The following is a 12,424-nucleotide window of genomic DNA, read 5'->3' on the forward strand; positions in this document are numbered from 1 at the left end:
GAGACGGTGGTGATCGATGCCGCGCCAACCGGCGAGACGATGCGGCTCCTCAGTCTGCCGGAATCATTTCTCTGGTACGTGGGGCGCACCAGCGTCTTGCAAAAGACGGCGGTAAACCTGGCGAGGCCGCTGCTGAAAGCGTTTGTACCCTCAACGGTCAATCTGGCGGAATCCTTCCAGCGGCTCAACGGGCGGGTGAAGGCGCTGCGCGAGGTGCTGACGGACCCGGAAACCAGTTCCTACCGGCTGGTGGTCAATCCGGAGAAGATGGTGATTAAAGAAGCGCTGCGGGCAGAAACCTATCTGGCGCTCTATAACTATCCCATCGATGGCGTTGTCTGCAACCGCGTTTTGCCGAAAGCGAACTATCACGACGTGTTTATGCAGCGCTTGTTTGAGTCCCAGGAGCGCTATCGCCAGGAGATTTACAATACCTTCCAGCCGCTGCCCATCTGGGAAGGGCCGTATCTTTCTGAGGAGATTCTGGGCGTGGAGGCGCTGGCAAAGCTGGCGCATACGATCTTTGGCGACGACGACCCGACGCAGGTCTTTTATCGCGGCGCGGTGCAGGAAGTCGTCAAAAACGGCCAGGGCTATATCTTGCGTCTGCCGCTGCCCCATGTGGAACTGAATAAAGTCGTCCTGACGAAGAAAGGCGACGAGATGGTGGTGGAGGTCGGCAATTTCAAGCGCGAATTGACGCTGCCAGCCGTGCTGATCCCAATGGACGCCAAGGTGGCGCGCTTTGTCGAAAAGAACCTGGAGATTCATTTCGAACCGGCGGCAGTAGCATCTTAAGCTGCCTGTACGTTTCCCATCCAATCCGCTGGCGACGCGGCTAGAAGTGCGAGAAAGGGGATGCGCGCGTGCTACCACCTGTCATTGAGAAGGCTCGGAAGATTCTCCTCCATGAGCAGCGGCTGGGGCATACCGATCAAACCGTCCGCCCTGGCGGCTTAGAAGCCTTTGTAGCACGTTGGATCGAGGAAGTGGAAAAACTGCGGCTGGCCGGTGAATTGAAAGAAACCACTGGCGCGCCGCCGGTTGAGCAGGCCATTCAGCACTTATTGCAAGATTATCGCGCGCTTGATCCCATGCAGCGCGCGGCGCGGGTGCGTGCCGCGCTCGCCAAACTCGGTGGGCAGACGGCTGAGGCGCCCAAAGCAGCGGCATCGGCTGCGCAGCCTGCGTCTCGCCCGGCGGCTGCGTCTTCAGGGCCGCGCACGCTGCCAGCGACGGATGCGAGCAGGCGCGCGCCGGAAGCCCGATCTACGCCCATCAGGAGCAGCCCTCCCCAGGAAGCCGCGCCCGCCTTTGTTCCATCTGATGTGGCGCAGGAAGCTGCGCCCTGGGATGTGCAGCCCGCGCGCGGGCCGGTGTCCTCGCCGGTGATTCGCAGCAGCCATCTGGTGGATTTATCGAATCAACTCGATGAAACGGCGTTCGCCGCGCCGTCAGCATCGGACGATGAGCAAGAAGCCTTGCACCCGGAGATCGAAGACGGCCAGGCGGCAGTAGACGGCCATTTTCTGCTGGAGGCGCGGGTGACAGCCGTTCCTGGAGTTGGTCCATCGCAGGCGGCGAAGCTGCACCGCCTGGGCATCCAGACGGTGCAGGATTTGCTGACGTATTTCCCGCGCGAGCACCACGATTACAGCAAGCTCGAAAAGATTGCGACGATTCCGCTGGAGCAGGTGGTGACGATCATGGGGATGATCTGGGAGGTGCAGAACGTGCGCAGCGCCAGCGGCAGGGTGCGCACCGTCGCCAGAGTCTCGGACGAGACGGGGCAGATTCGCGCCACCTGGTTTAACCAGCCCTATCTGCTCAAGCAGTTGACGCGCGGCAGCTATATCGTCCTGACCGGCGTGAAGCAGCGCTTTGGCAACAAAGTGGAATTCAATGTGCGCAGCCACGAGTTACCGGAGCAGGGCGATCTCGTGAATACCGGGCGGCTGGTCCCCATCTATACATTGACCGAAGGGCTAAACGCCAAGGCGCTGCGCCGCTACACCAAATGGGCGGTAGATCGCTGCGCCGAACTGCTGCCGGAGTTCCTGCCTGCGACGATTCGCGCGCGGGTCGGGCTACCTTCTTTGCCCCAGGCGGTGAGCCAGTACCACTACCCTGAGAATGAATCTCGATTAGTCAGCGCCAGACGCCGCCTGGCATTTGATGAACTCTTTCTGATTCAGCTAGGGATGCTGGCTCGTCGGGCAGAGTGGAGCAGTAAGGTTGAGGGGCTTGCGCTGAAGGTTGATCTGAAGCAGATTTTTGAGACGGTGGAAGCGAGCGAAGCATCTCCAGAAAGTACGAGCCTTGCTTCTGTCGGGGAACGACCTCCAGGGCCGGGATTGTGGCCGGTTTCGATTGATACACCGCTTGAAACGACGCTGCCGTTCCGTTTCACAGGCGCGCAGCGGCGCGTGATCAGAGAGATTCTGGCGGACCTGAGCCGCGCGCAGCCGATGTGCCGCCTGTTGCAAGGCGATGTGGGATCGGGCAAGACAGTGGTGGCGGCGGCGGCGCTCTTGACGGCGGCAGCCAACGGCCTGCAAGGCGCGCTGTTGGCCCCCACCGAAATCCTGGCCGAGCAGCACTATCGCACCGTTTCGCGCCTGCTGGAGCCGTTTGGCATCCGAGTCGCTCTGCTGATCGGGAGCCAGCGCCAGCGCGAACGCGCCGCTATGCTGGCTGCGGTTGAATCGGGCGAGGCAATGGTGGTGGTGGGTACGCACGCGCTGATACAGGAAGGGGTCACGTTTGCGCGGCTGGGGTTGGCAGTGGTGGACGAACAGCATCGCTTTGGTGTCGAGCAGCGCGATGCCCTGCGCCAGAAGGGCTACAATCCGCATATGCTGGTGATGACAGCCACCCCTATTCCGCGCACGCTAGCCTTGACACTCTATGGCGATCTGGATATTTCGACGCTGGATGAAATGCCGCTGGGCCGCCAGCAAATCATCACGCGCTGGCGTTCCGGCACGCGGCGTGCGGAAGCCTACCATGTGATTGCCGAACAGGTGGAGCAGGGACACCAGGCGTATGTCATCTGCCCGCTGATCGAGGAATCGGAAACGCTGGAGGATGTGAAAGCCGCCGTCGTTGAGTACGAGCGCCTGCGCAGCCAGGTTTTCCCGACGCTCCGGCTGGGGCTGGTGCATGGCGCTCTGAAGGGCAGCGAAAAGGAGCAGGTGATGCGGCGCTTCCGCGATGGCGAACTGGATGTGCTGGTCGCTACCGCAGTGGTCGAGGTCGGCGTTGATGTCCCCAACGCAACGGTGATGGCGATTGAGGATGCAGACCGCTTTGGTTTGTCGCAGCTCCACCAGTTTCGCGGGCGCGTCGGGCGCGGCGAATATCAATCCTTTTGCTATGTGCTGAGCGAGGGGTCCGGGCCGCAAGCCCAGGAGCGCCTGAGCGTGATTGAGCGCACCACCAACGGCTTTACGTTGGCCGAAGAAGACTTGAAGCTGCGCGGCCCTGGAGACTTTTTTGGTACACGCCAGAGCGGGCTGCCGGAGCTTCGTGTTGCTAACCTGGCGGATACGCGGCTGCTGGAGGTGGCGCGGGCGCAGGCCGAATGGCTCTGGTCCAGCGATGCATACCTGCAAAAAAACGAGCATCGGCGGCTGCGTGAGCGAGTAGCCACCTTCTGGAGCCGTTTTGTCGGCCATTGAGGCGCTTATTGCAGAGGGTACCTACGCGCTGATCCTTGCGTTTGCAGGCGCTATCAGTCCCCTGGAAAGATGATAGACAGGCAGCAGACCATATGGTTTAATAGGGGCCAGAGCAAGATTCCCGGTGGACCTGGCCGGGCGCGTTGGGGAATCGCGTGTAGAAACCGTTCACAGGATTTCCTGGCTATTCTCGCGTATCCTTGACTATCCTGCGTTTGACATAGCATTATGCTAGCGGTATAATAATGCTATGGAACACCAGAGCAAACCACAACGCATGTCGGTCTATTTCCCGCCCGACTTGTTGGAGCGGGTGCGCCAGCACGCGACCCAAGAGAGACGGTCCTTGAACAAGGATGTGCTCTGGCTCTTGGAGCGGGCCTTGGAGGCAGAGGATGCAGCTCGTCGAACAACACGTCATCAAGCACAGTGATAGCCGCTTTGCGCCCATTGACGCCGCTGCTTTCGCCGCCAAAAATCTGTATAATGCCGCGCTCTATGAGGTGCGGCAAACCTACATCTTTGAACACCGCTACCTTGGAAACTCAGAAGTCTATCATCGGATGAAGCCCACGCCCGCTTATCGTGCCCTGCCGCGCAAAGTTGGAAACTCCATCCTGCGGCAGTTGGATACGAACTGGCGGGCCTTCTTCGCTGCGCTGGAAGCCTGGAAGGAAGCCCCCGGCAAGTTCCTGGGCCGCCCGAAGCTGCCCAAATACAAGCACAAAACCAGGGGCCGCTTCCTTTTGATCTATGACCTCCAGGCTCTTTCCCGTCGGGCGCTTGCTCGTGGGCGCCTCCGGCCTTCGGGTCTGGACATTGAAGTGCAGACGGGCCACAAAACCGTCAAGCAGGCCCGCATTGTCCCGCGTGCGGGCTACTATGTCGTCGAAATCGTCTATGAACAGGCAGAAGCCGCCCCGTCCGGCAACCCAGCCCTGGTGGCCTCGGTAGACATTGGCGTGGACAATCTCGCGGCGCTAACCTCAAACAAGCCGGGCTTTGTCCCCCGACTCGTTAACGGGCGTCCGATCAAATCCACTAACCACTACTACAATAAGCGGCGGGCGGCATTGCAGGAAGCCTTGAGCCATCTGGGGATAACGGCGCGGATGGCCCGTCTGACCACCAGGCGGACCCGACGCATCAATCACTACTTGCATACGGCGAGCAAAGCGATTATTGCCCTGCTGGCGCAAGAGGGGATAGGCACGCTCATTGTCGGCAAGAACGCTGGTTGGAAGCAAGAAGCCGAGCTAGGTCGGGTCAATAATCAGCACTTTGTCGGACTGCCGCATGCCCGCTTTATCCAGATGCTGGCATATAAAGCGAAGTTGGCAGGCATGCGGTTTGTGCTTCAGGAAGAGAGCTACACCAGCCGCGCCAGTGCGCTTGACAGCGATGCCATGCCCCTCTACGATCCGAAGCGGGCAGGCAAGCCCGTCTTCAGCGGCAAGCGCATCAAGCGCGGCTTGTATCAGGCCAGGGACGGGCGCACCGTGAATGCGGACGTGAATGGGTCCGCCAACATTTTGCGGAAAGCACTCCCAAACGCCTTTGAGGCCGATGGGATAGAGGCCGTTGCAGTTCGGCCCGTCTGGTTAACGTTTGCCTGGTCAGTCCAGCCCAGGGCGCTGGCGGCAGCGCCAGCCATACCAACCAGTCAATAGTTCACTAACGGCTGTGATACTGTATGCTCAATACGCTGTGAAAAAGAGAGGGCTTGTGTGAGCGCAGGCGCTTCCAGGCGGCCACTGATTGCCGTCTATCCTGGGTCGTTTGATCCGCTGACGAACGGGCATCTGGACATTGCTATCCGCGCGGCTCGGGTGGTAGATGAGTTGATTATTGGGGTGTTTACGACGCCCTCGAAGAATCTGCTCTTTACAACTGAGGAGCGCGTGCAGCTCTGGCAGGAGACGATTGCCGAAAAAAAGCTTCACAATGTCCGGGTTGAATCGTTTGAGGGGCTGACAGTGGAATATGTGCGCCAGGTTGGCGCGCGCTTGATCGTGAAGGGGCTGCGTGCCGTTCAGGATTTTGAGGCCGAATTTCAGCAGGCGCTGATGAACCGCAATCTGGCGCCAGAGATCGAAGTGATGCTGATGGTGACGGAGCCACGCTATCTCTTCCTGAGTTCCAGTCTGCTGAAAGAGGTAGCAAAATTAGGGGGCGACCCGAATGGTCTGGTGCCTGCGGGGGTGGCACAGGCATTGCAACGGAAGTTTGCCCGATGAGTGCTTTTCCAGTTTTCTAGTATAGCGGGCAGTCAGCAGATGTATCCGCTGCTCCCCGGCAGGCGCCAAGGAGGGTCAGTATGGATATTCTCTTTCTGGTGGATCGCCTTGAAAACCTTATCACCAGCAGCCAACGGATGCCAATGACCAATCGGGTGCTGGTGCGCGAGCAAGAGGTGCTTCAGATCATCGATCAGATGCGCGCGGCGGTACCCGAAGAAGTCAAGCAGGCCCGCCGACTGAACCAGGAACGCGAGCGGCTGCTGGCCCAGGCCCAGGCAGAAGGCAGCCGTATTATTGCTGCTGCCCGCGAGGAAGCTGATCGGCTCATCAATGATGAGAAGATGGTGCAACTGGCGAGCGAGCGTTCGGCTGAGATTCAGCGCGAAGCAGAGGAACGCGCCCGCCAGCTTCGCGATGGGGCCGACGCCTATGCTGCTGAAACGCTGCGTGGGTTGGAAGAACAACTCAGCGGCTTGCAGGTCCAGCTCGAACAGACAATGCTCAGTATTCATATGGGCCTGGAGACCCTGGCCGTCCGCGCTGAGGAAGGCGAAGAGGAGGAGCCAGAGGAGACGCTTGTTCAGCGCGAGGAGGAGACGACAGAAGCGGAGACCACATGGAAAGAAAAAGGTGTGGCGCGTATGGTTCACAGGCGGGCAATGCGCGAAGAGTTTCCGCCTCAGCCGCCTGCTTTCCCCCGACGCTCTTCAGCCCCGCTGGAGCCGCCTGCTCCTGAAGAACCGTCTCGTGTGAGCGAGTCTAGAACCTTCCCGCCGCGCAAACATTAACGAGATCGCTTGCTTCTCTGTATGATTCTGTTGCCCGGTTGCCTGCCCGTTGCTCGAAGCGCCAGACCTGTGCTGGAGCGCACTCTTAGCGCCCCGGCGCTTGACAGCGCCTGTTGAGAACGGGTATAATAAGCAGGCATTTGCTTGCTCCTGATGGCTCTCCTGTAGAGATGGGAGGGAAGAGGATGATATATAACGTTGCGCAACTCTTAAAAGCCCAGGTGGGCGCTACCCAGGTTGTTGAACTTGATAATGCGGACACCTTGTATCTGGAGGATGAATCGGTCAGGCTGGCTGGCCCAATCAGCGGGCGCTTGCGCATGCGCCGCACGAATCAGGGCATTCTGGTTGATGGCCCAATTGAGGCGCAGGTTGAATTAAGCTGCGTGCGCTGCCTGGACCCTTTTACCCTGCCGGTATCCTTTGATCTGGAGGAACAGTTTTATCCTACTATTGATGTGATTACCGGCCTTTCGCTGCCGGAAAGTGATAATGAGCTCATCTTCCCCATTGACCAGAACCATCAGCTTGATCTGCGCGAGGCGCTGCGCCAGAACCTGCTGCTGGCGCTGCCAATGCAGCCTATCTGCAAGGAGACCTGCGCAGGTCTGTGTCCGCAGTGTGGGAAAAATCTGAATGAGGGTCCGTGTGATTGCCAGCCCCCGATTGATGAGCGTTTAAGCGTGCTGGGCGATCTGCTCAAGGAGTCTTTACAGCCAGAGCAGCCGCAGCGATAGCGCGCGGCTTTTTTGGCGCGAGGCTCTCTTTGTGATACAATGGGCGGGCGCTGCTGCCCAGGAGCAGCGCAGGGTCTACCTGTGCTGCGGTTCCAGCGGGCAATCGCTGCTATGCCTATAATTCAAGCTAGCCATAGTTCAGGCTAGTCATAGTTCAAGCCAGATATAGTTCAAGCCAGTTCTAGTTCAAGCTAGCCATAGTTCAAGCTAGTCATAATCCAAGCCAGGTATAGAGGAGAAAGATCGTGGGCGCTCTACCGAAGCGAAAAGTGACCAAGGCCGCCAAGGCAAAGCGGCGTAGTCATCATCATCTCAAGCTTCCGCAGTTGATTAATTGTCCACAGTGCCACCAACCGCGTCTCTCGCATCATGTCTGCCCCAATTGTGGGACATATCGCGGGCGCCAGGTGCTGCCGATTAAAGAGAAACGCGCTGCCGGGCAATAAGCTGAAAAGCACGCGCGCTGGCGAAGCCTGCTTCCCAGTATTGGAAAGCCAGCGAGCCAATTGAGGGAGATCAGGCGTGAGCGAGCCTATCGCTTTTATTTTTCCCGGCCAGGGGAGTCAGGCCGTTGGGATGGGGGCGGATGTTGCCGCTGCCTCTCCGGCGGCTCGCGCTGTGTTTGAGCGCGCTGATCGCTGCCTGGGATTCGCGCTCTCTGCTCTCTGTTTCCAGGGGCCAGAAGAAACGCTCAAGGAGACTATCAACGCTCAACCTGCTATCGTGGTGGTCAGCATGGCATTGCTCGCTGCGCTTGAGGAGCATCTAGCTGCCGGGGGCGCTCGTGAACGGCTTCAGCCTGCTTATGTGGCCGGTCACAGTGTTGGAGAGTACGCCGCGCTGGCCGCCAGCGGCGCGCTGAACCTGGAAGCGGCGCTGGCGCTGGTACGCGAACGAGGGCGATTGATGCACGAGGAGGGGACGGTCTGCCCTGGCGGGATGGCGGCAGTGCTTGGCCTGGATGATGCTGTGCTGCAAGAAGTCTGCGCGCAGGCCACCGAAGAAATGCTCGCCGCGTCGGGGACGCAGGCCAGCCGACATCCAGGAATGGGCCGGGTGGTCGTGGCGAATTATAATTCTCCTGGTCAGATCGTTATTTCTGGCGAGCAGCAGGCGTTAGCGCGCGCGATGGAGTTGGCTTCGGCGCGTGGCGCAAAGCGCGTCGTGGCCCTGGCGGTGAGCAGCGCTTTTCACTCGCCAGTGATGGAACCGGCCTCAGCCGGGCTGGCGCGGGCGGTGGCTGAGGCGCGGCTGGGCGACGCGACGATCCCTCTCGTCTCGAACATCAGTGCGCGGCCCGTTATTGAGGCCGCCGCGCTGCGCACAGAACTGGCCCGCCAGATTGTTTCGCCAGTTCAGTGGATCAAGACGGTTGAGTTTCTGGCTGCCCAGGGAGTTTCGCTCTTTGTGGAGATCGGGCCAGGCCAGGTTCTTTCTGGATTGGTCAGGCGCATTGTGAAGGGGGCCACTACGCTCAACGTCAGCGCCGCTGCCGATGTCGCGCGCGTGGCCGATGATCTGCTTTCACGGTTGAAGGATGCGTGAGGCAGAAAAATATTTGCTTTTGGGAGGCCAGATGTGATGGAGCAGGGCAAACGAGGTTCCACCGGCCAGCCATCACCAACCACGCTTGCTGGAAAGACGGCCCTGGTTACAGGGGGTTCACGCGGCATTGGGCGCGCTACCGCGCTGGAGCTTGCCCGTTTAGGGGCGAATGTGGTGGTCAACTACCGGGGGAACGCGGAGGCTGCCCGCGAAGTCCAGGCGCTGATTGAGGAGCAGGGCGGCAAAGCTCTTGCTATAAGGGCTGATGTCAGCCAGAGCGCGGAGATTGATCGGCTGTTTGCGACCATTGCCGAGACCTTTGGCGCTGTCGAGATTCTGGTGAATAACGCGGGGCTGACTCGTGATAATTTGCTGATGCGTATCAGCGAGGCCGATTGGGATGCCGTATTAACCACCAATCTCAAATCAACCTATCTCTGTGCGAGGGCCGCGCTGCGCGGCATGCTGAAGGCGCGCTGGGGGCGAATCGTCAATGTGTCTTCGGTTGTGGGCATTGCTGGTAACGCCGGGCAGGCCAATTACGCGGCGGCCAAGGCCGGGGTGATTGCCCTGACCAAAAGTCTGGCGCAGGAGGTTGGCTCGCGCAACATTACGGTGAATGCAGTGGCTCCGGGCTTTATTGAAACGGAGATGACTGCCCATCTGCCAGAGGCGCTGCGCCAGCGGATGCTGGACCATGTGGCGTTGGGCCGGGTGGGAACGCCAGAAGACGTGTCAGCGGTGATTAGCTTTCTCTGTACCCCGGCGGCGGGCTATGTCACCGGGCAGGTGCTGGTGATTGATGGTGGGATGGGGCTTTAAGGAAGAGGAGCGCCGTGTGATGGAAACGGAAACCGAACAACTGGGCGCGGTACGCATTGCCAAACAGGTGCTGGAGACGATTATTGAGATGGCTGCGCTCAAGGAGCCAGGGGTAGTCCGGCTGGCTTCGGTTGGTGGGCATTTCTCGCGTTTGCTGGATCGTGAAGCGCCCCGTCGCGGGATCGCTTTGACGCTGGCCGATCAGGAGGTGGGCGTCGCGCTCTATCTGGTGGTGGAGTCTGGCAGCAATATGGTCCAGGTAGCCACAGCGGTGCAGGATGCCGTTGGCGCCGCTATTGAACATATGGTTGGTTTGACGGTGAAAGAAATTAACGTTTACATTCAAGATGTGGCCTGACCCAGGTCGGGGACGAGGATGAGATGCCAGTCGGTGTGCGCAGGCAGGGGCGAATGATTGCCTTGCAGACTCTTTACGAATACGATACATCTCATCATGGCATTGACGTTGTTTTAGAGCGGCATGCCGCGCAGCGCCATCTTCCGCCCCGTGTGGTAGACTTTGCCAAAGAATTAGTGCAAGGGGTTCTCGCTCATTTGTCTGCGATTGATGGAGAGATTGAGAAGGCGGCGCAGGAATGGCCGTTGCAGCAGATGGCAAAGATTGATAAAAACATCTTGAGGCTTGCAATCTACGAGATTCTGTTCAATAATACTGTACCAGCTAAGGCCGCCATCAACGAGGCCGTGGAGCTAGCCAAAACCTTTGGTAGTGATACCTCCAGCCGATTCGTCAATGGGGTTCTGGGTACAATTTTCAGCCGGACTCAAGGTTTGCCCATGTCCGGTGCGGAAAGCGAGGTGAGATGATGTCATCCAACACCGTGTTCGACCGACTAAGAAAGATTATTGTCGATCAACTGGGCGTGGACGAATCTGAGGTAGTTCCTGCCGCATCGTTCGTCGATGACCTGAATGCTGATTCGCTTGATCTAGTTGAGTTGATTATGTCCTTGGAAGAGGAGTTCAAGCTGCAAATCTCGGATGCAGATGCCGAGAAGATCACGACTGTCGGCGAAGCGCAGGACTACATCGAGGAACACCTCCACTAAGTCTCAGCACCATATCTCACCAGGGGAGCAGAACCTCGGCAAGAGGTTCTGCTCCCCTGTAGGGAATGCCTCTTTTCTTTGCATCTCCTCCATCAGATAGACTCACCTGATCGGGGCTTGCGGCTTCTTCTATCCATTTGCATGAATTTCTCGATGATCCAATGGTGACTTTTCTGTGTAGTAGAAGATGTACTATGCTCCATCTGTTGGATGGGTTCTGGATGAGGAGATGGTTGAAACACCCTGGCATGGAGCTTCTGCCACGCATTGTCAGATTATTGGGGTAATCCTGGTCCTTTCAGATGGGTATGGTATAATCTTCAAGAAAGAGACCCTAAGCCAGTGACGTTTCAATGCCACTGGTCCCCTGAAAGTGAGGCACGCCATGTTTGGATTCCATGCGTGGGATTTGCTGATCGTTCTGCTGATTGCCCTGGTCATCTTTGGCCCTCGCAAACTGCCTGAGATTGGCGGCGCGGTCGGTAAGAGTATTCGTGAGTTTAAGAAGGCGACCAACGAGATTGTCGATCAGGTTAAATCGCCTGAGCCAAAGCAGATTACTTCAACCTCGAACAAGGCGGTCAGCCCGGAGGTGAAGGAATCGCTTACTGCGCCTGCCGCCAGCGTTGAGAAGCCTCAAGAAGTCGAAGTCGAATAGCTATGGCTACCAGCGAACTGGACCAGGATCAGGTCATTGGCCTCGACGAGCCAGAGCCACCGGAAGAAGAAGAGGAAACCGGCGGTACGATGTCGCTGGTGGACCACCTGGAAGAGCTGCGCAGGCGTATCATCATTTGCGCGGTCACCATTGTTCTGGGGAGTATCGTCGGCTTCATCTTCTGGCAGCCTATTATGAACTTCCTGATGCTCCCGCTGCCTGTGGCGGCAAATCCGCTCGTCCAGGGGCCTGGCGGAGCAACGAGGTTGACGACGACAGAGATTGGCGGAGCCTTTTCGGTGGTTCTCAAGCTCTCTGTGGCGGTGGGCATTGGCCTGGGGTCGCCGATGCTTCTCTATCAGATCTGGGCTTTTGTGGCTCCTGGTCTGACACGCCGCGAGCGGCGCTGGGCTGGCCCGTTTGTGCTGATCGGGGTGGTTCTCTTCCTGGCGGGGCTGGCCGTTGGGTTCCTGACCTTGCGCTTTCCGGTCAACTTTCTGATTAGTTTTGGCAAGGATAACTTCCTTGAGTTGATCACTGCCAACAGCTACTTTACGTTTGTCGCCTTCTTCATGCTGGCGTTCGGGATTGTCTTTGAGCTGCCGCTGGTGCTGACCTTCCTGGCGCAGATCGGCATCCTGTCTTCGCAGACCCTGCGGCGCAAACGGGCATTGGCTCTGGTTATCCTGTGGATTCTCTCCACAGTCATAACGCCTGGCACCGACCCTTACAGCCCAATTGTCCTGGGTCTTGCCATGACGATGTTGTATGAGTTGAGCATTATCCTGATTCGGGTAACGAAAAAGTAGCGTATAGCCCACGAAGAAGCCCATAAGCAGAGCAGGGGATGCGGGTACCAGGCCCGTATCCCCTGCTCTGCTTTG

At 58.5% G+C, this 12,424-nt stretch carries 14 protein-coding genes; all 14 read left to right on the forward strand.

From position 1 onward, the window contains the following. The coding region (locus VH599_05070) for a TRC40/GET3/ArsA family transport-energizing ATPase (GenBank protein ID HEY7347669.1) at positions 1-798 on the forward strand (798 nt) is incomplete at its 5' end. A gap of 68 nt (positions 799-866) precedes the next feature. Then, on the forward strand, positions 867-3,680 hold the full coding sequence (recG, locus tag VH599_05075; GenBank protein HEY7347670.1) for an ATP-dependent DNA helicase RecG: 2,814 nt from the start codon (positions 867-869) through the stop codon (positions 3,678-3,680). A 395-nt stretch (positions 3,681-4,075) separates the two neighbouring features. Further along, positions 4,076-5,350: a transposase gene (locus VH599_05080; protein ID HEY7347671.1), complete on the forward strand. Its 1,275-nt coding sequence runs from the start codon at positions 4,076-4,078 to the stop codon at positions 5,348-5,350. 57 nt (positions 5,351-5,407) lie between these two features. After that, positions 5,408-5,917, forward strand: a complete 510-nt coding sequence (gene coaD, locus VH599_05085; protein HEY7347672.1) for a pantetheine-phosphate adenylyltransferase — start codon at positions 5,408-5,410, stop codon at positions 5,915-5,917. 80 nt (positions 5,918-5,997) lie between these two features. Further along, on the forward strand, positions 5,998-6,708 hold the full coding sequence (locus VH599_05090) for a hypothetical protein (GenBank protein HEY7347673.1): 711 nt from the start codon (positions 5,998-6,000) through the stop codon (positions 6,706-6,708). Between the two features lie 185 nt (positions 6,709-6,893). Further along, entirely contained in the window at positions 6,894-7,445 is a 552-nt protein-coding gene (locus VH599_05095) for a DUF177 domain-containing protein (protein HEY7347674.1), read from the forward strand. 245 nt (positions 7,446-7,690) lie between these two features. Then, complete coding sequence (gene rpmF, locus VH599_05100; GenBank protein HEY7347675.1) at positions 7,691-7,891, forward strand: 50S ribosomal protein L32; 201 nt, start codon at positions 7,691-7,693, stop codon at positions 7,889-7,891. Between the two features lie 76 nt (positions 7,892-7,967). Beyond that, positions 7,968-8,990, forward strand: coding sequence for an ACP S-malonyltransferase (fabD, locus tag VH599_05105; protein ID HEY7347676.1), 1,023 nt, complete (start codon positions 7,968-7,970; stop codon positions 8,988-8,990). A gap of 36 nt (positions 8,991-9,026) precedes the next feature. Beyond that, positions 9,027-9,812: a 3-oxoacyl-[acyl-carrier-protein] reductase gene (gene fabG / locus VH599_05110; protein HEY7347677.1), complete on the forward strand. Its 786-nt coding sequence runs from the start codon at positions 9,027-9,029 to the stop codon at positions 9,810-9,812. Positions 9,813-9,831: 19 nt separating this feature from the next. Continuing rightward, positions 9,832-10,170, forward strand: coding sequence for an Asp23/Gls24 family envelope stress response protein (locus VH599_05115; protein ID HEY7347678.1), 339 nt, complete (start codon positions 9,832-9,834; stop codon positions 10,168-10,170). Between the two features lie 23 nt (positions 10,171-10,193). Next, a complete protein-coding gene (nusB, locus tag VH599_05120) occupies positions 10,194-10,640 on the forward strand; it encodes a transcription antitermination factor NusB (protein ID HEY7347679.1) in 447 nt (148 codons plus the stop codon). Then, the gene (gene acpP, locus VH599_05125; protein ID HEY7347680.1) at positions 10,640-10,882 is read left to right on the forward strand and encodes an acyl carrier protein; all 243 of its coding nucleotides are present in this window, start codon (positions 10,640-10,642) and stop codon (positions 10,880-10,882) included. Before nusB ends, acpP begins: the two co-directional genes overlap by 1 nt. A gap of 385 nt (positions 10,883-11,267) precedes the next feature. Further along, a complete protein-coding gene (tatA, locus tag VH599_05130) occupies positions 11,268-11,540 on the forward strand; it encodes a twin-arginine translocase TatA/TatE family subunit (protein HEY7347681.1) in 273 nt (90 codons plus the stop codon). A 2-nt stretch (positions 11,541-11,542) separates the two neighbouring features. Beyond that, on the forward strand, positions 11,543-12,349 hold the full coding sequence (gene tatC, locus VH599_05135; GenBank protein HEY7347682.1) for a twin-arginine translocase subunit TatC: 807 nt from the start codon (positions 11,543-11,545) through the stop codon (positions 12,347-12,349). Positions 12,350-12,424 lie beyond the last annotated feature (75 nt).

This window comes from Ktedonobacterales bacterium (genome assembly GCA_036557285.1).
GTDB lineage: Bacteria > Chloroflexota > Ktedonobacteria > Ktedonobacterales > DATBGS01 > DATBHW01.

What these genes read in the sequence shown, in the direction of transcription:
- VH599_05080 (HEY7347671.1), top strand. Translation starts at nt 4,076, where the DNA reads ATGCAGCTCGTCGAACAACACGTCATCAAGCACAGTGATAGCCGCTTT.
- VH599_05090 (HEY7347673.1), top strand. Translation starts at nt 5,998, where the DNA reads ATGGATATTCTCTTTCTGGTGGATCGCCTTGAAAACCTTATCACCAGC.
- VH599_05095 (HEY7347674.1), top strand. Translation starts at nt 6,894, where the DNA reads ATGATATATAACGTTGCGCAACTCTTAAAAGCCCAGGTGGGCGCTACC.
- fabG (HEY7347677.1), top strand. Translation starts at nt 9,027, where the DNA reads ATGGAGCAGGGCAAACGAGGTTCCACCGGCCAGCCATCACCAACCACG.
- VH599_05115 (HEY7347678.1), top strand. Translation starts at nt 9,832, where the DNA reads ATGGAAACGGAAACCGAACAACTGGGCGCGGTACGCATTGCCAAACAG.
- nusB (HEY7347679.1), top strand. Translation starts at nt 10,194, where the DNA reads ATGCCAGTCGGTGTGCGCAGGCAGGGGCGAATGATTGCCTTGCAGACT.
- acpP (HEY7347680.1), top strand. Translation starts at nt 10,640, where the DNA reads ATGTCATCCAACACCGTGTTCGACCGACTAAGAAAGATTATTGTCGAT.
- tatA (HEY7347681.1), top strand. Translation starts at nt 11,268, where the DNA reads ATGTTTGGATTCCATGCGTGGGATTTGCTGATCGTTCTGCTGATTGCC.
- tatC (HEY7347682.1), top strand. Translation starts at nt 11,543, where the DNA reads ATGGCTACCAGCGAACTGGACCAGGATCAGGTCATTGGCCTCGACGAG.